The sequence below is a fragment of the Ahrensia marina genome (assembly GCF_042140245.1).
GTDB lineage: Bacteria > Pseudomonadota > Alphaproteobacteria > Rhizobiales > MH13 > MH13.
Map to the genome: position 1 here is coordinate 504,516 of NZ_CP159483.1, position 16,234 is coordinate 520,749.

The following is a 16,234-nucleotide window of genomic DNA, read 5'->3' on the forward strand; positions in this document are numbered from 1 at the left end:
CGCAACCGTCTTCGCCAGCCCTGATGGCCGATTGAAAGCTCTTTGCCCTTGCGCGTTTTGCAACTTGTTCCCGAACTTGAAACCGGTGGCGCGGAGCTGACCACCGTCGACATTGCCCAGGCCTTGGTGGATGCTGGGCACGAGGCGCTTGTCATCAGCCAAGGCGGGCGCATGGTCGCTGATCTGCCCAAAGCGGTCACGCACATCACATTGCCGGTTGCGTCCAAAAACCCCCTTACGATCTGGGCCAATGCTCGGCGGATCAAGGCACTCTGCAAGCGGCACGCAATCGATCTTATTCATGCACGCAGCCGCGCTCCTGCATGGTCAGGGTTGCTGGCGGCGCGTTCACTGAAGATCCCTTTTGTGACCACCTATCACGGTGCGTACAAAGCCTCGAATGCGTTTAAGCGTTGGTACAACTCCGTCATGGCCCGGGGCGATGTGGTGATCGCCAATTCGCAATTCACCGCTGAAAGCATTGCTGCCCAATACCCGTTTGCCAAAACCAAGCTGTCCGTGATCCCTCGCGGCACAGACTTTGCGCGCTATGATGGATCGGCAGAGCCCTATGATTGGCACTTGCCGCACAGCGCACGCGTGGTGGTGCAGATCGCTCGCCTCACCGAATGGAAAGGCCAAAGCGTTGCCATCGGTGCGCTGGCAGGTCTGCCAGAGGATGTCCATCTGGTTCTGGCGGGCGATGATCAAGGACGCACGGACTATCGTGAAAGCCTCGTGCGCCTGGCCGACAGGGCTGAGGTCGCCCACCGTATGCATTTGGTCGGTCATGTTGATGCGCCGCGCGCCCTGGCGTCTTCGGACGTTTGCATTGTGCCCTCCACGCAGCCAGAGGCTTTTGGCCGCGCCGCCGTTGAAGCTCAGGCGGCCGGGGTTCCCGTTGTGGTTTCCAAGCTGGGTGCGGTGCCGGAAACAGTGCTCGTTCCACCGCTTGTCAGCGAAGACGAGCGCACCGGTTGGCATGTGAAACCGGGCGATCCAATGTCGCTGTGCAATGGTGTCCGGCAGGCCTTGGCCCTTGAAGGTGGGGTGCGCGATGCTCATATCAGGCGGGCACGCGAGCATGTTCATGCTCGTTTCTCACTGGCCGCCATGTGCCAGACAACCCTTGCCGTCTACCGCCAATTGGTGCCTTAAACGCTCCAAAGGTACAAAAAACGGCGTTTCAAGCCCCAAAACCGCTTTCAAACTGGCAATCAACGCCAGGTGCAATCTTGCCACAGGCGCGTGCTTGCGGCACAACTCCTCACCCTGAACCAAAACGTCCTAGGAGACTTCGCTATTCGCCGTCCACACCGTTCACAAGCCGTTGTCAAAGAAGGCCCGCGCATCAATGACAAAATCCGTGTTCCCTCCGTCCAGCTGATCGATGCTGAAGGGGACAATCGCGGAGAGACCGATACGCGCGAGGCTCTAGAACTTGCCCAATCTGCCGGGCTGGACCTGGTAGAAATCTCGCCAAACGCCAATCCACCTGTCTGCAAGATTATGGATTATGGCCGCTTCAAATATCAGCAGCAAAAGAAAGCTGCCGAAGCGAAGAAGAAGCAGAAGACGGTCGAGGTCAAAGAGATCAAAATGCGGCCGAACATCGATGTGCACGACTATGATGTGAAGATGCGCAACGCTCGCCGTTTCTTCAACGCCGGCGACAAGGTGAAATTCACCTTGCGTTTCCGTGGTCGTGAGATGGCCCACCAAAATCTTGGCATGGAAGTGCTGAAGAAGGTGCAAGGCGAGACCGAAGACTACGCCAAGGTGGAAGCCTACCCGAAGATGGAAGGGCGTCAGATGATGATGGTGCTCGCTCCAATCCCTGCGATGGTCGGTAAGATCGACGTCAAAGGCGAAGTCGAGCAGGAAAATGACGGTCCGGACGACGCCGAGGACTAGATTGTTTCCTTAAGCGCCAAAGAATAAAGAAACCCCGCTGAAGCGGGGTTTTTTGTTGGCGAACCTCGACGCGTCGTGCTTATCGGTGACCTTTGAGTGGAGACAAAACCGGCGGTTGTCCGGTAACAGGTTAGCCGTCGGGGTCAGCGATGGTCAGCTCCGGCATCGGACTGTTGCGCTGGGTGATCACACTCGGCACCGGCCCTGCGAATTCGTGAATAACCTGCCAAGGGAAACGAGTAGCAGAATCAACCCAATAGGTGCTGGTGACTGCTGTGCCGCTTGGGATCATCACATAAGAAAGCTGCAGCCTGTCTACGGCCACACCGTTCAAGTCAATGCCGAAGTCGCAGGAAAAATCTGTCGCTAAGTCGGCTTGTTCTTGTCGGTTGGCGTCCTGTTCCGCCAGTTGTTCGGTTGTCTGCTCGCTGACAAGCGACCACGTCTCTCCGGCGTCGCTTGTTGTGTAAAACCGTCCTCCGACCCAAAGACTTGTCGGTGCTTCGTTGGCACCAAGCGCCATGCCGCGCTGGTCGGGCGTCGACAAGACGGCGCTCTTGATTTCATTGCCCGCCATTTCTGTGGTCACATCCTGGCGCATGGGCACCGGGTGGTTGACATCGAGCATCGCCGCACGTGCATCGGTCTCACAGCTGTCCGCCATTGCGGGACTGGCAAGGGTGAAGAAGATGGCAACGATCGAGACTAGATGCATGCTTGAAAAGCTGACGGGGGCAGGTTTGACTGTCAAGTCATGGCGAACGTCCGCGTCTGCCGAACCGTTCACGCCCGCACAATGCGGACACTGGGGACGAAAGCTTTCATCATCCCATCTCAAGGCAACGCCTAGTTGGGGTTCAACCAAGCTTCCAGATAGCTGGTCAATCGCGATGCCATGGGCTGCTCGCTGTTTACGGCGCAAAAGTGCAGAGCGACCGCCTGAATAGAGAAGGCCTGAACACCTTCGGCCAAAAGCTCAGCGGGCACATCATTGCGAAACGGACCATCGTCCAACCAGCGGGCTACCACCTCAATATGCCGCGTAAAGGTCTGGGCGATGGGACCCAACTCTTCTCTAACCGCAGCGCCCGAATGCCGGATGATGACATCAAAGACATATCGCTCACACGTCATCAGATGAAGCAATGGCATCAAGTGGGACACCAGGCTTTCCACGTTTTTGGGCGTTGAAAGCTTTTCGATGTCATCCAAGCACGCATCGATCCGCGCCCCGATGATACGCTCCATCAACGCATCCTTGTCCGCGAAGTGGGCAAAGAAGGTGCCTTTGGCAACACCTGCTCTTTGCACCACCTGCTCCACACGCATCGCACCATAGCCTTCCGCTGCGATGATCTCCTGTGCGGCAGCGACCAGTTTGGCCCGTGTTTCCAAAGTACGTTTTTGAACCGTCTTCGCCATAGAGGCATCCTACAAGATTCTTGACCATGGTCAAAATTGATATTGACCATGGTCACTTTCAATAATATGACCGCGGTCAACTTTAACTGATCAGTGTCTGAATCCATGTCCTCTACCAACCCATCTGCCCGCAAAATCTTTGTCCTCAACGGTCATCCTGGTGAAACCTCTCTGTCTCGCAGCATCGCAGAAACCTATGCCAACGCAGCCCAGTCAGCTGGTCATGAGGTGCGCCTGACGCATCTGCGCGACCTTCCCTTCGACCCTGACCATGGCTTTGCTGGGTACGTGCAGCACAAACCCCTTGAGCCGTGTTTGGTCAGCTTCCGCAAGGATGTGGACTGGGCAGACCATATCGTGATGACGGCACCCATGTGGTGGGGTGGCCTGCCTGCCAAGTTGAAGGGGCTGATCGACCGGACTTTCCTTCCAGGCTGGGCATTCGATAGCCGCCAACGCACAAAGATTGGCATGCCGCTGCCTCTGCTGACCGGCAAAACAGCGCGGGTTTTTGTGAACTCAGACACGCCAGATGTCTTCTTCGGGCTGCTCTATCGCAAAGCACTGCTACGTCAGATCAAGGGGCAGATCTTTGAGTTTTCAGGCATCAAGCCAGCGCGTATCACGCATTTTGCCCCCGCTGGCCACGCAGATGCGCAAAAGGTTGCACTTTGGCTGACAAAGGTGAGAGGACTCGCGCAAAAAGGTATCTAGAGCACTTTTAAAAGTGTGTGCGGTTTTCCGCCTGAAAAGTGCGCAAAAACAAAGGTACACCAGATGATCACCACTGAGCGCCTGACATTGCGCAGGGCACGCCATGATGACCTTCAGGCGATGCACGCCATTTTCAGTCACGCTGATGCCATGGCCTATTGGGATACGCTGCCCCACAAAGACCTGGCGACAACCAAGCAGTTTCTCGACGAGATGGTCAACGCCAACCCTGAGACCAGCGATGACTTCGTGGTTGAATATGGTGGCGCGTTGATCGGCAAAGCTGGCTTCTGGCGTCAGCCAGAGATTGGCTACATCTTCCACCCTGATCATTGGGGCAAAGGCTTCGGCAAGGAAGTGCTGAGTGTTCTGATCCAACGAGCCTTTGAGCATCACAACTGGCCAAAAATTGTCGCGGAGATTGACCCGCGCAATGATCGCTCGCGCCGCCTGCTGAGCAGCCTTGGCTTCAAGCTTACCGGCACCAAAGAGAAGACCCTGAAACTGGGGGATCTGTGGGTGGATAGCGCCTATTTTGCGCTTGAAAATCCAGGCGCTTGAGAAAGCTTGCACGCCTTCACATTTAGCGTTATAGCACCGCCTTCATCAGCGAGCCGGCCAGTGTTGGGCTGCCGTGGTTGCTGAACCGCTCACGCCAGATTTTATCAGGCTGCGTAACCTTCGCCCGCGCACCTCTTTTGCTCGGGCCAACATGAGACGAGCAAAATGCCCAAAATGAAGACCAATTCGGGCGCGAAAAAGCGCTTCAAACTCACAGCCTCCGGCAAAGTTAAAGTTGCCCAGGCCGGTAAACAGCACGGCATGATCAAGCGGTCGAACAAGTTCATCCGCCAAGCCCGTGGCACCATGGTGATGGCTGAACCCGATGCTCGGGTAATCCGCAAACACTTCCTGCCGAACGGATAATCGCCGTCTAACCTCTTACAGTTTGGAGCCTGACCCATGTCACGCGTATCTCGCGGCGTTACCAATCACGCCCGCCACAAAAAAGTAATCAAGCAAGCCAAAGGCTATTATGGCCGCCGGAAGAACACGATCCGCGTTGCGATGCAGGCCGTGGAAAAGGCAAACCAGTATGCCTACCGCGACCGCCGCAACAAAAAGCGTGCTTTCCGCTCGCTTTGGATCCAGCGCATCAACGCTGCTGTGCGCGAGCAGGGCATGACCTATGGCTCATTCATCAACGGCCTGACCAAAGCCGGTGTGGAAGTGGACCGCAAAGTCCTCTCCGATTTGGCTGTGAATGAACCGGCAGCTTTTACCGCGCTGGTCGATCAAGCCAAAGGCGCTTTGGCTTAGGGGCTGTTTGGCGCAAGCCTTTCTGACTTCTCTTTGAAGAGCCCCGCCAGCGCCATGTTGGCGGGGCTTTTTCGTTGGCGCCTTTCGAACCCTTGCCTTGCCAATTTCTATCCCGGCGTTACAACGCCCGCAGCCCTTATCACCTTGGACATCTGACCTATGAGCGAAGCCGCAACCCTTTCTGCCATCGACACGCTGGAAGCCGATGTGATGGGCGCCATCAACGGCGCTGCTGACGAGGCCGCGTTGGAAGCCGTCCGTGTTGGTGCGCTCGGCAAGAAGGGTTCTGTCTCTGAGCAGATGAAGACGCTCGGTAAGATGACGCCGGAAGAGCGCCAGGTCATGGGCCCTGCTCTCAATGGGCTGAAGGTCAAGCTTACCGATGCGATCAACGCTCGAAAGATGGTCTTGGAAGACGCAGCGCTCGATGCACGCCTCACAGCCGAGACACTGGACGTCACCAAGCCTGTGCTGGTTGGACCCACTGCTGAGGGGCGTATCCACCCGGTCACGCAGGTGATCGATGAGATCACTGTGATCTTCGGCGACATGGGGTTCGCCGTGGCCGAAGGGCCGGATATTGAGACTGATGAGTTGAATTTCACCGCGCTCAACTTCCCCGAAGGCCACCCAGCGCGCGAGATGCATGACACGTTCTTCTTCAATCCAAAGGAAGACGGCGAACGGTTGCTCCTACGCACGCACACCTCACCGGTGCAGATCCGCACTATGCGCAGCCAAGAACCGCCGATCCGCGTGATCATTCCAGGCCGCACCTACCGCTGCGACAGCGACCAAACCCACACGCCGATGTTCCATCAGGTGGAGGGGTTGGTGATCGACAAGGAAAGCCATATCGGCCACCTGAAATGGATTCTTGAAGAGTTCTGCAAGAGCTTCTTCGAGGTGCCGAGCGTCAAGATGCGTTTCCGGCCATCCTACTTCCCTTTCACCGAACCCTCGATGGAAGTCGATATTGGCTGCGACCGCTCCGGCAATGAGGTGAAGCTCGGCGAGGGCGATGATTGGCTGGAGATTCTCGGCTGCGGCATGGTGCACCCCAATGTGCTGCGCAATTGCGGCCTGGACCCCGATGTCTATCAAGGCTTTGCCTGGGGCATGGGCATCGACCGGCTGGCGATGCTGAAGTATGGCATGCCAGACCTGCGCGCCTTCTTTGAAGCCGATGTACGTTGGCTGAAGCATTATGGCTTCCGCCCATTGGACATGCCGAGCCTTGTGGGTGGGCTGAGCCGTTAAGCCACGGCTTAACGGAGTCTTTCTCAGACACGGGGAAATCCGTGCCTTCGCTTAGCCGTTTGTTGGCGTGGCCTTGCTAACATCGCTCCATCTTGACGACGGATGGATCGTTTCTCATGCGCGCTTTGCTTTTTGCTTTGGTTGCTTTTGCGGCGGGTTACGCCACGGCCATCGCCACCAACCCACAGCCAGTTGACCAGATAGCGCAAAGCTCTGCTCGCGACGGCGGACCGCAACAGGTCGCCAGTAATGCCCGCTCATCGGGGCGTGAGGTTTTTCTCACCGATGCCCGCGGTCATGTAGAGGCCACCGCCGATATCGACGGTCGAGGCATGGCTGTTCTGGTCGACACCGGCGCCAGCGCCGTTGTGCTGCGGGAAAGTGACGCGCGCCGTGCTGGGCACCGCCCTCACCGCTCCGACTTCACAGTTCCGGTCAACACCGCCAACGGTCAGGCTTTCTTTGCGCCCATCGTTTTGCGCTCGGTGGAACTTGGTTCAATCCGCGTGCGCAATGTGCAGGCACTGGTGGCACGCGATGAAGACTTAAGCGCAAACCTGCTTGGCATGTCGTTCCTCAGCCAGTTGGAAAGCTTTCGTTTTGAAGGCCAAGAACTGATCCTAGAGAACTAGTGTTTGGCTGACCCAGTGTTCGTGCGCTTGGAACTGTCATGCGCGCAAGCTATGAAAGTGTTTGACCCTTCTCTCCCACACGTGAGTGTCCATGCTGTTCCCCACCCCTGTTCCTGATCTTGCGCCCAACACCGATGCCTTCGAAACCACACCGCTGGTAAAGCCAACCGGCTTTCGTGAGTACGATGCGCGCTGGTGGTTTGGTCATCCTGGCTCAGATGTGCCGCCAGAACTAAACCTCATGGGCGTGCAGGCGCTGGGCGCTGGCCTCGGCACACTGATGCACGAACAGGGCACAGGCACCGAAATCGTCGTTGGCCATGACTTTCGAAGCTACTCAGCATCGATCAAGTACGCGCTGATCTCCGGGCTGATGGCAGCAGGGATCAAGGTTCATGATATTGGCATGGCGCTGTCGCCAATGGCCTATTTTGCGCAGTTCGAGCTGGGCGTGCCAGCTGTGGCCATGGTCACGGCCTCCCACAACAACAATGGCTGGACGGGTGTGAAGATGGGCACCAACCCACCGGTCACCTTTGGGCCCGACGAGATGGGTCGGTTGCACGATATTGTGTTGGAAAACACATCAGAAGCACGGGCAGGTGGCGGCTATGTCTATGTTCCAAGCTTTGCCGAAACCTATCTGGATGATCTGACACGTGGCGTGATGATCGAGCGCCCGCTGAAAGTCGTGTGCGCGTGTGGCAACGGCACGGCGGGGGCGTTTGCGCCGCATTTGCTGAAACGTATTGGCTGCGAGGTCATCCCGCTGGATGTTGAACTTGATCATACATTCCCGCGCTACAACCCCAACCCAGAAGACATGGAAATGCTCCACGCAATGGCCGATGCCATCGCCGAACATGGCGCTGATGTTGCGCTTGGCTTCGATGGTGACGGCGACCGCTGCGGTGTGGTGGACAATGAGGGCAACGAGATTTTCGCCGACAAGATCGGTGTGATGCTCGCTCGTGATCTGTCTGCGCAGCACCCTAATGCCACCTTCGTGGCGGATGTGAAGTCGACCGGCCTTTTCCTTACCGACCCCGTTCTGCAAGCCAATGGTGCGCGGGTAGACTATTGGAAGACGGGCCACAGCTACATCAAGCGCCGGGTGGCCGAAACCGGTGCGCTAGCGGGCTTTGAGAAGTCCGGCCACTTCTTTTTCAATGACCCCATTGGCCGCGGCTATGATGATGGTTTGGTAACAGCGCTCGCGGTTTGCAAAATGCTGGAGCGCGCACCGGGCAAAAGCATGGCTGATCTCTACCGTGATCTGCCCAAAACCTGGGGCTCCCCGACAATGAGCCCGCACTGCGCCGATGAAACCAAATATGGCGTTGTCGACAAGGTGGTTACTCGCTTCCAAGCCATGGAGGCTGAAGGTGCACAGATCGCAGGTCACACCATTCGCGAGCTGATCACCGTCAATGGCGTGCGCGTGGTCTGCGAAGACGGCACGTGGGGCCTGATCCGCGCGTCTTCCAACAAACCGGAACTGGTGGTGGTGGTGGAAAGCCCGGTGAGCGAGGCGCGTATGCACGAGATGTTCAAAGCGATGGACGGTGTGCTGCGCGAGAACCCGGAAGTCGGCGCCTACAACCAGACCATCTAAGCAGAGCAACCAGAATGCTCACCGTCTTCTCGCCTGATCATATCCGCCATGATCCACACGTGGAGATGGCTGACGGCAAGCTTGTGCCTGCGGTGGAAATTCCGCGCCGTGCAGAGATGGTCCACTTTGCTGTGCTGGAAGCCGAACTGGGCGAGATCATCGCGCCCGATCCGCTGGATCGTGCTCTGGTCGAGCAGGTTCATGATGCGAGCTATGTGCAATTTTTGGAAAGCTTTTGGCAGCGGTGGCTGGATGCAGGGCGCGACCCAAACGTCGATGACACTTTCCCCTTTGTCTGGCCCACACCTGGCCTACGGAAGGTCGAAACCCGCCATCTTGATGGGTTGATGGGCCGCTACTCCTTTGACGCTGGCACGCCAATGGGATCTGGTACGTGGCAGGCTGTATCGGCGAGCGCAGCCACAGCTCAAACCGCTGCGATTAAAGTCTCAGAAGGGCTGCCGCATGCTTTTGCGCTTTGTCGTCCGCCTGGCCATCATGCCATGCCCGATGCCTATGGCGGTTATTGCTTTTTGAACAATGCCGCTATCGCCGCTCAAGCGCTGCGCAATGGTGGTGCCGAGACGGTCGCCGTGCTCGACGTGGATTATCATCACGGCAACGGAACGCAGGCGATTTTCTATAACCGTTCGGATGTGTTTTTTGCGTCCATCCATGCCGACCCGATGGATGAGTATCCCTACTTTCTCGGGCATGCCGATGAGATCGGTGCAGGCGATGGGGAAGGCTTCAACCTCAATCTGCCGCTCCCGATCGGCACCTTGTGGCCGGACTATGCCAACGTGCTTTCCCACGTCTTGGCGCAGATCGAAGCGTTCAAGCCAGATGCCATGGTGATATCGCTTGGGCTTGATACGTTTGAGCGTGACCCAATTTCACAGTTCGCATTGAAAAACGATGATTTCAAAACACTCGGTGCAGCACTAGGTGGCGCTACTGTGCCCACCGTCATCGTGTTTGAAGGTGGCTACGCAGTTGACGATCTGGCCGTGAATGCCGTCAACACACTGACCGGCTTTCTAGACGGTCACACCACCCGGTAGCGCATAGCCGCGCAGCGCTTCGCGAAGATCCGATGGCGTCGTGAAGTGAATGGCGTGCATGCCAACAGCGCGTGCGCCGTCAACGTTTTTAGGACTGTCGTCAATGAAAACGGTGCGGTCGGCTTGCAGGCCGGTTCTGGTCAGCAGCGTGCGATAGAGCGCTGGGTCTGGTTTGACCAGTTTCTCTTCGCCGGAGACCACTGTTACGCCAAAATGGGTGAGGAAGGGAAAGCGCTCGCGCTCACCGCCATATTTTTCGGCGGAAAAGTTGGTGATCGCATGAACCGGCACTCCCTGATCAATCAAAGACTGTAGGATCTCAACTGTGCCGTGGATTGGGCCGGCAATGGACTCGATCCAGTGCGTATCGTACCGCTCAATAAGCTCTTTGTCGGCGGGATGGTGCTTGGCCAGTTCGGCTACGCCATCAGCAAATGAGCGGCCTCGATCCTGTTCCAAGTTCCAGGTCGAGAAATCGACCCGTTGAAAAAACGCCTCAATTTCATCATCACTCATGCCAAGAGGGCGATACACGCGACGCGCATCCCAATCCAAAAGCACGTTGCCAATGTCGAAAACTACGGCGTCGATAGTCGGATCGGTCATGAAAATCTTTCTCCAAACAAAGTGTTTAAACTGCACGACGGCATGCAAGATGCTGCACGGCGCATGTGCAATCAAAGTGGGTAGACCAAACGTGATGGCAGTATCGTGACACCCGTTTTTAGGTCGTTGAGAGCAGGCCTGGTTGGCGCCGGTTTGCTTGCCGCAAGCGCCAGTGCTGCTCAGGCGCAATCCAACGAAGCACCCGTCACATCGCGCCCCCTGGGCCCGCCACCAGCCAACATCACGTTGAACGTAGAAGGTCGGACCACCCCTGAAGGTGAGGTTTTCCGGGTCGGGTTCTTGGCCGATGCCGCACCAGGCCATCAACGTACACTTTATCTGCCCTTTCGCTCGCATTTGGAAGCGGTGTTGTCACGACCGGTTGAATTGGTTCCCTTTCGCGATGCACGTGGACTAATGACGGCCATGCAACGCCAAGACATTGGCTACGCTATGGCACCCAGCAGTGTTTTCGTGGCGGCACACAGGCTGTGTGGGTGCGTAACACCCCTGGGCACACAACCCAACCGCGATGGATCAGTTGGGCTTTTTAGTGTGCTGATTGCCCCTGAAGACGGCCCGATTGGTGGGCTTGGCGATCTGGAGGATGCCCGCGTGGCGATCGTCGGCGAAGGCAGCGTTGTGGCGCACCGGGTTGGTTTGTCGGAAATCTGGCGCAATGAGGTTCGGCTTAACGAGGATGGCCTGCTCTTCTCCGCAACACTGCAAGACGCTGCTGACGCGGTGTTAACTGGGCAGGCTGACGCTATCCTTAGTTGGTCTCGGCAAGGTGAGGGCAGTGTGGTGTTTGATCAAGAACCTGCCAGCGGTTTGAGCGAAGAGGTGCGATCTGGCCTGCGTATGGTTTGGCGCTCACGCCCCGTGCCCAGTGTCACGCATTTTGCCCATACAGGCCTGCCCGAACCGCTGGGCGAGACGCTTCAATCCATGCTGCTTGATTTGACAGGACGTGACGGCGACGCGTTTGATGCGATTGATCTCGGCAGTGGCCGTGGGTTCGTTGCCCAAGAGATGAGTGACTACGATCCCCTGCTCGATGCTTACACGTATTGGGATCAGGCGAGCCAAGCTGCCGAGTGATCCATGTTACGCTGATCTTGCCATCTTGAAGTCAACCTCCGTCATGCCCATCGGCTTGGCGGCAGCGAGCGTAAAGGCCACACGCACCGATCCATCGGTGATTTCCATGGCATCAAAGGCACCACCAGCCTGCTTGAGCGCGCTTTGCAAAGCCGCGCGCGGCAGGGTTGGGTCAACGCTTTTTTCTCGCACCGCAGCTCCTGTGTCCTGCCGCTCAGCGGACACGTCAGCGATGGAGAAGCGAATGCGACCCTCAGACTTCACAGTCGCATCCACCTTTAGAACTGGTTTTTCCGCCTTGGTTTGTGAGTAGGCCAGCAACATGGCTTGGCGCAGCACGCGCCGAATTGCAGAGCGATCCCCTGAGAGCGGCGGCAAGAAGCCATGCTCTAGATCGCCTTCCACAAGCTCATCACGAGCAGCCTCTTGATACCAATCGTTGAGGATACGATCTGGCAAAAAGCTATACTCAAAAGCATCATCGCCTTGAGTGGGCGGCTCGAGGAGGCACAGACACGACTCCAACAAACGCCGCATCTCCTTGGCCTCGATCGTCGCAGCGCGTTGCGCCTCTTTGGCTTTCTGCGCACCTGACATAGCCAAGCGCGATTTTTCCAAAATGTCATCCATCGGCATGATCGCAACGAAGCGATGATGGACCGATTGATCGGGGCGCTTCACCAAAGCGCAAAACGCCATCGCGGTGAAAAACCCGGTATCGGTGTGCAAGGTGAGAAGCATTGGCTCACGTGTTTCGCCGAGCAGATCAACGATGGGCTGCGGCCGCTGACCGCGTGAACCAAGTGCTTGGGCACAGTTTCGGTTCATACGGCGCAGGCCATCAAAATCATCCTGCTTAAACAGCTCAATTGCCATGGAGTTGGCAGCGATCAAGCGGTCATCATAATCGTACTGCAGGATGCCAAAGCCAAAGTCCTCATTGGCTTTTTTTAAAGAAGATAGCTCATCCTGAAACACCACCGAGACAGATGTCAGCAGCATGTTGAGTGACGCTGAGATCTGCCCAATCTCATCGCGCCGCAACATGTTGAGCTGGTACGCATCGGCTTTGTCTGGATTGTCCACCGCTCGACGCAGGGCGGCATTGATCGCCCTGAGCGGTCGAATAACAAGCAGCATGGATGCGAAAATGAACAAAACAGCCGTCAGGCCAGCGATAAACAAAACGCTGAGCCCAAAGTTGCGCAATTGCATAAACGTTTCGGCTTCAACGGGACCGGTTGGCAGGCGCACCACCATGTGATGGGAAAGGCCGGTTTCTTCCGGCGACAGATGCACATCGATTGCCGGGGAGTTCGGGCTCTCCTGAACGCTCATACCTGACAAGCGCGCAATGTTGAGGTCGAGCACGGGACGCTCACCAAACACCGACAGCGGCGCACCGGCGCTGTCGTAGACGACGCCGCCTAGGAGCAACCCATCGCGGATCATCCGTTCGCCAAGGCGTGTTTTGTGCTCTGGTGTTAGAAAAGCTGCTGGATCGGACGCATGGTACCAAGCGAGCCGAACCTCTTCGACGGCTTTGGACTCGTTGGATTTGTACCAAAAATAGCCTGCCGGGATGAGGAAGATGATCTCGGTGATCAGTACAGCTGTACAGACAGCAACGCCAAAGCCGAACGTCAGCTGCTTCGGCCAAAGCTTGGCCAACCACGATGTTTTGCTATGCGCGGCGACAGCCACAGGCATCCTCATCAAAGGGAAATACTACGCCAGCCTGGCACAAAATTCGTTAAGGAACGCTTTTCGCTCGCGCAAAGTCGCTAACAGCAAGTAGTATCCCCCAATGATTCCGAAGAATTTCTTCCCTAGGACTGGCAATACCAAGCGCAGTATTAGGGGTTGTAAGTAATTTCTTCTGAGCGGCGCGGACGCAGGAAGAAGGCATCGGATAGCTCAATCGACCCTGATATCGCATGAGCGACAGCCGGCGTATGCATATAGCTGAGGTTGGCCACAACAAGAAAGCTGTTAGGAATCAGAAGCGCATCGGGTATTGCGTACGTGCCTCCTTGGGCCGGCGCGGTACCGTTGCGTGCTTCAGACCACCTGACCTCTGTTGCGCCATCGCTATCAATTTGGATGCCAGCAACACGAATTGTCAGGTTGTCGGGATCAAAAGGCGAGATAATGGCTTGCGTTGCATCCATTATGTCATCCATCTCATCGCCGGTGAGATTGGTCTGTTGAGTGATCAGATCTGCTAAGGCACTTGCTGCATGCGCAACCTTGCGATCAGCACTCACGCCCTGGCTAAGCTCGATCGAACCGAGCCACAGGGCGATCATGAATGGCGCTATCATAGCGAATTCGACCGCCGCCACGCCGCGCTTCTCTCGTCTGAAACTGGCGATACGACGAGCTACTCGAAGAAGGCCAAACCGATCGGCATCTTTTGCACAAAGCGTCTGTTTTTGCGTCATCGTGAAGCTCACTAATTGTCAAATGGTTCGTTGCGAAAGGCTGTGGTGGAAATGAGCAGGCGCTGCCGCCCTGCGATGTCAGACGCATCCATGCCCAAGATGTTGAAAAACAGCGGCCACCGGTAAAACACCCGGACAACAACAGTTTCCCCACCCGCACCCGGATCAAAGCCAAACGTTCCGTTGAAGTTGCCCTCGCCGTCAACGGGTTGTGGTCGCAGCTCAAGCTCATCGAACCGATCAACACGTTGAACATCGATAGCCAAGCGATCGTCGCAGTCAAACAGCAACCCAAGTTCGTTGCAGAGTATGGTTTGAAACCCTTGTTGGTCCATATTTTGTGTCTGCACCTGGCCGGTTCGAATCTGTCGAACTCGCGTCGGTCACACCGGACTCCAGGAGCTGACCAGCCCAAAAAACAATGGCTGTTTCGATTATGGCGAACTTCAAAAAGAAGAAAGGAACCGCCAGCAACCCAAACTCAACTGCCGTCGTTCCTGATGGCTGTTGAATGAACCGCTTCGTCAGTTCGCCCAAGCCACGAACTCGGTTTCCCAATGCCTGTATCATGCTGCCAGCCTCTTGCAGTCGCTCGCCAACGGCGTGCTGAAAAGCACACAACAACATCGGCGCGGCTCTACCTTAGGCAGGAAAAAGTAAAGCCTTAGCTCAATGAGACGGTAAACGGACCCTGTCTGAGACCTTAAAAAAGAGATGAAAACGCATTAACCGCATTGCCGGGACATTTAAGACTTGCGCATGTGCATGTGAGCGATCCGCAAATAGTCAGACTTATTCGCTGCCGCGAATAGCCTCCAAAGCAGCCTGATTGCGTGCTTGAAAAGCATCCAAACCAGCTTGCACTGTTTCTGTCGCATCGCCTGGCGTTGGACGAATTTCACATGTTGGAGAGCAAGACAGCGTTGTGCGCTGAACACCGCGATAAACTGAAACCAGGCTTTGGCCTCGCACGGTGACGCGAAGTGTTTGCTCAGCCAACACATCTCCGTTGGCATCCAACATCACCATGTTGGTTTCGCCATAGCTCTTGCCTGTAAGAATGATCGTGCTTGGATCAGGCATCGATGCATCGGCGATGGCAGGATTGCCTATGATGATGGTTGTTACTCCGCCCACGACCCGCATGACACGAGCGTGATCAAGGGCAAGCACAATGCCGCCGGCATCGGTCGCTTCGCCAGCAAGACTAGCTGTCATACCGATCGCAGGCTGGTCGCCAACTAATGCAACCTCCATCTCACCGACCTCATCATCCATCATAGGCGAGACAACCGGGTCATCCACTGTCTCTGCTGCGATATCGGGCGCAGCATCTATCTGGATCGCCGAATCCGTGGCTGCTTCGGGCGCATGCGGTAAGATCTGACGGGGCCCTTCGGATTGTTCAGCCGAAAGCGGGTCTGGAAGTTCGGTTTGCGTCGGTTCGGCATCATCAACCTTGGTGATGGACTGCGTGATGATGGGATCGACGCCATTGCGCGTTACTTCATTGGCGATGGTTGGCAACACCGCGGCCAAACCCAACCCACCAAGCGAAACGCTCGCCAAAACCACGCGAAAAGGAACAGAATGGGAGCCGATACGCACAATACATCCTCCAAAATGACTGATTTTGACCATGCATTGTTTTGGTGAACAGCGCGTTAAACCCAAATTTCGTTCTACCTTGGTTGAGAAAAAGCTCGATTCTTCAGCAACTTAGATAGCTAACAAGGGGTTTCTGACCCTACGACACACACGACCTGCTGAAAGTATGAACAGAAATAAACGAAATGTGCGGCTATTCGAAAACCCTGCCTTAAGGGGTCGAGCTTAGTGTCCATCGTGCTTCGAGCAACAAAGCATCGTGGCAAGCAACAAAACACAGTGTGTATGGAGTTTGGACATGAAAAAGTTTCTCGCGAAATTCGCCAAGGACGAATCCGGCGCGACAGCGATTGAATATGGTTTGATCGCTGCTGGTATCTCAATCGTTATCATCGCAACTCTGCCAGCAATCGAGACAAACCTCGGTGCTCTTTGGGCTGAAATTTCGACTGCTCTTGCCCCATAAGCTTCGCTTGGATCAAGGCAAAGAATAGCGATGGCAGCGTGCTCTACCAGCACGCTGCCATTTTTTGT

20 protein-coding genes are annotated in these 16,234 nt (G+C 56.2%); 12 read left to right on the forward strand and 8 right to left on the reverse strand.

The window, feature by feature from the left end:
- The first annotated feature begins 48 nt into the window (after positions 1-48).
- Positions 49-1,158 carry a glycosyltransferase family 4 protein gene (locus ABWH92_RS02460; protein WP_375571833.1) on the forward strand — a complete coding sequence of 370 codons (1,110 nt, stop codon included), beginning with the start codon at positions 49-51 and terminating at the stop codon, positions 1,156-1,158.
- A 144-nt stretch (positions 1,159-1,302) separates the two neighbouring features.
- The gene (gene infC, locus ABWH92_RS02465) at positions 1,303-1,914 is read left to right on the forward strand and encodes a translation initiation factor IF-3 (RefSeq protein WP_375574164.1); all 612 of its coding nucleotides are present in this window, start codon (positions 1,303-1,305) and stop codon (positions 1,912-1,914) included.
- Positions 1,915-2,044: 130 nt separating this feature from the next.
- Here the strand turns inward: infC and ABWH92_RS02470 are convergent, their stop codons facing one another.
- Together ABWH92_RS02470 and ABWH92_RS02475 are read right to left on the reverse strand one after the other, a co-directional pair.
- The gene (locus ABWH92_RS02470; protein WP_375571834.1) at positions 2,045-2,629 is read right to left on the reverse strand and encodes a hypothetical protein; all 585 of its coding nucleotides are present in this window, start codon (positions 2,627-2,629) and stop codon (positions 2,045-2,047) included.
- Positions 2,630-2,760: 131 nt separating this feature from the next.
- Complete coding sequence (locus tag ABWH92_RS02475; protein ID WP_375571836.1) at positions 2,761-3,336, reverse strand: TetR/AcrR family transcriptional regulator; 576 nt, start codon at positions 3,334-3,336, stop codon at positions 2,761-2,763.
- 105 nt (positions 3,337-3,441) lie between these two features.
- On the opposite strand from ABWH92_RS02475, the gene ABWH92_RS02480 reads away from it, so the two are divergent.
- From ABWH92_RS02480 to ABWH92_RS02515, 8 genes are all read left to right on the forward strand, one after another.
- Positions 3,442-4,050, forward strand: coding sequence for an NAD(P)H-dependent oxidoreductase (locus tag ABWH92_RS02480; RefSeq protein ID WP_375571838.1), 609 nt, complete (start codon positions 3,442-3,444; stop codon positions 4,048-4,050).
- Positions 4,051-4,113: 63 nt separating this feature from the next.
- Positions 4,114-4,611 (forward strand): GNAT family N-acetyltransferase, encoded by a 498-nt coding sequence (locus ABWH92_RS02485; RefSeq protein WP_375571840.1) that lies wholly within the window; start codon positions 4,114-4,116, stop codon positions 4,609-4,611.
- A gap of 165 nt (positions 4,612-4,776) precedes the next feature.
- A complete protein-coding gene (gene rpmI, locus ABWH92_RS02490) occupies positions 4,777-4,977 on the forward strand; it encodes a 50S ribosomal protein L35 (protein ID WP_375571842.1) in 201 nt (66 codons plus the stop codon).
- Between the two features lie 36 nt (positions 4,978-5,013).
- Complete coding sequence (rplT, locus tag ABWH92_RS02495; protein WP_375571844.1) at positions 5,014-5,370, forward strand: 50S ribosomal protein L20; 357 nt, start codon at positions 5,014-5,016, stop codon at positions 5,368-5,370.
- A gap of 210 nt (positions 5,371-5,580) precedes the next feature.
- Positions 5,581-6,630: a phenylalanine--tRNA ligase subunit alpha gene (gene pheS, locus ABWH92_RS02500; RefSeq protein WP_375574165.1), complete on the forward strand. Its 1,050-nt coding sequence runs from the start codon at positions 5,581-5,583 to the stop codon at positions 6,628-6,630.
- A 116-nt stretch (positions 6,631-6,746) separates the two neighbouring features.
- Positions 6,747-7,262 carry a TIGR02281 family clan AA aspartic protease gene (locus ABWH92_RS02505; protein WP_375571846.1) on the forward strand — a complete coding sequence of 172 codons (516 nt, stop codon included), beginning with the start codon at positions 6,747-6,749 and terminating at the stop codon, positions 7,260-7,262.
- 91 nt (positions 7,263-7,353) lie between these two features.
- The gene (locus ABWH92_RS02510) at positions 7,354-8,877 is read left to right on the forward strand and encodes a phosphomannomutase/phosphoglucomutase (RefSeq protein WP_375571848.1); all 1,524 of its coding nucleotides are present in this window, start codon (positions 7,354-7,356) and stop codon (positions 8,875-8,877) included.
- Positions 8,878-8,891: 14 nt separating this feature from the next.
- Positions 8,892-9,941, forward strand: a complete 1,050-nt coding sequence (locus ABWH92_RS02515; protein WP_375571850.1) for a histone deacetylase family protein — start codon at positions 8,892-8,894, stop codon at positions 9,939-9,941.
- Here ABWH92_RS02515 and ABWH92_RS02520 read toward each other — a convergent pair.
- Complete coding sequence (locus tag ABWH92_RS02520) at positions 9,918-10,547, reverse strand: HAD family hydrolase (protein ID WP_375571852.1); 630 nt, start codon at positions 10,545-10,547, stop codon at positions 9,918-9,920. The genes ABWH92_RS02515 and ABWH92_RS02520 overlap by 24 nt on opposite strands.
- Before the next feature lie 105 nt (positions 10,548-10,652).
- Between ABWH92_RS02520 and ABWH92_RS02525 the strand changes: the two genes are divergently transcribed.
- Positions 10,653-11,648 (forward strand): phosphate/phosphite/phosphonate ABC transporter substrate-binding protein, encoded by a 996-nt coding sequence (locus ABWH92_RS02525; RefSeq protein WP_375571854.1) that lies wholly within the window; start codon positions 10,653-10,655, stop codon positions 11,646-11,648.
- A 6-nt stretch (positions 11,649-11,654) separates the two neighbouring features.
- Here the strand turns inward: ABWH92_RS02525 and ABWH92_RS02530 are convergent, their stop codons facing one another.
- The 5 genes from ABWH92_RS02530 to ABWH92_RS02550 all read right to left on the reverse strand — a co-directional run bounded on the left by ABWH92_RS02530 (position 11,655) and on the right by ABWH92_RS02550 (position 15,700).
- Positions 11,655-13,352, reverse strand: coding sequence for a hypothetical protein (locus ABWH92_RS02530; protein ID WP_375571856.1), 1,698 nt, complete (start codon positions 13,350-13,352; stop codon positions 11,655-11,657).
- Positions 13,353-13,504: 152 nt separating this feature from the next.
- The gene (locus ABWH92_RS02535) at positions 13,505-14,092 is read right to left on the reverse strand and encodes a TadE/TadG family type IV pilus assembly protein (RefSeq protein WP_375571858.1); all 588 of its coding nucleotides are present in this window, start codon (positions 14,090-14,092) and stop codon (positions 13,505-13,507) included.
- Positions 14,093-14,103: 11 nt separating this feature from the next.
- The gene (locus ABWH92_RS02540) at positions 14,104-14,427 is read right to left on the reverse strand and encodes a hypothetical protein (protein WP_375574308.1); all 324 of its coding nucleotides are present in this window, start codon (positions 14,425-14,427) and stop codon (positions 14,104-14,106) included.
- Positions 14,372-14,719 carry a TadE/TadG family type IV pilus assembly protein gene (locus ABWH92_RS02545; protein WP_375571860.1) on the reverse strand — a complete coding sequence of 116 codons (348 nt, stop codon included), beginning with the start codon at positions 14,717-14,719 and terminating at the stop codon, positions 14,372-14,374. The genes ABWH92_RS02540 and ABWH92_RS02545 overlap by 56 nt, the downstream gene beginning before the upstream one ends.
- A 165-nt stretch (positions 14,720-14,884) precedes the next feature.
- Complete coding sequence (locus tag ABWH92_RS02550; RefSeq protein ID WP_375571862.1) at positions 14,885-15,700, reverse strand: pilus assembly protein N-terminal domain-containing protein; 816 nt, start codon at positions 15,698-15,700, stop codon at positions 14,885-14,887.
- Positions 15,701-15,998: 298 nt separating this feature from the next.
- Between ABWH92_RS02550 and ABWH92_RS02555 the strand changes: the two genes are divergently transcribed.
- Positions 15,999-16,166: a Flp family type IVb pilin gene (locus ABWH92_RS02555; protein WP_375571864.1), complete on the forward strand. Its 168-nt coding sequence runs from the start codon at positions 15,999-16,001 to the stop codon at positions 16,164-16,166.
- The last annotated feature ends 68 nt before the right edge of the window (positions 16,167-16,234 follow it).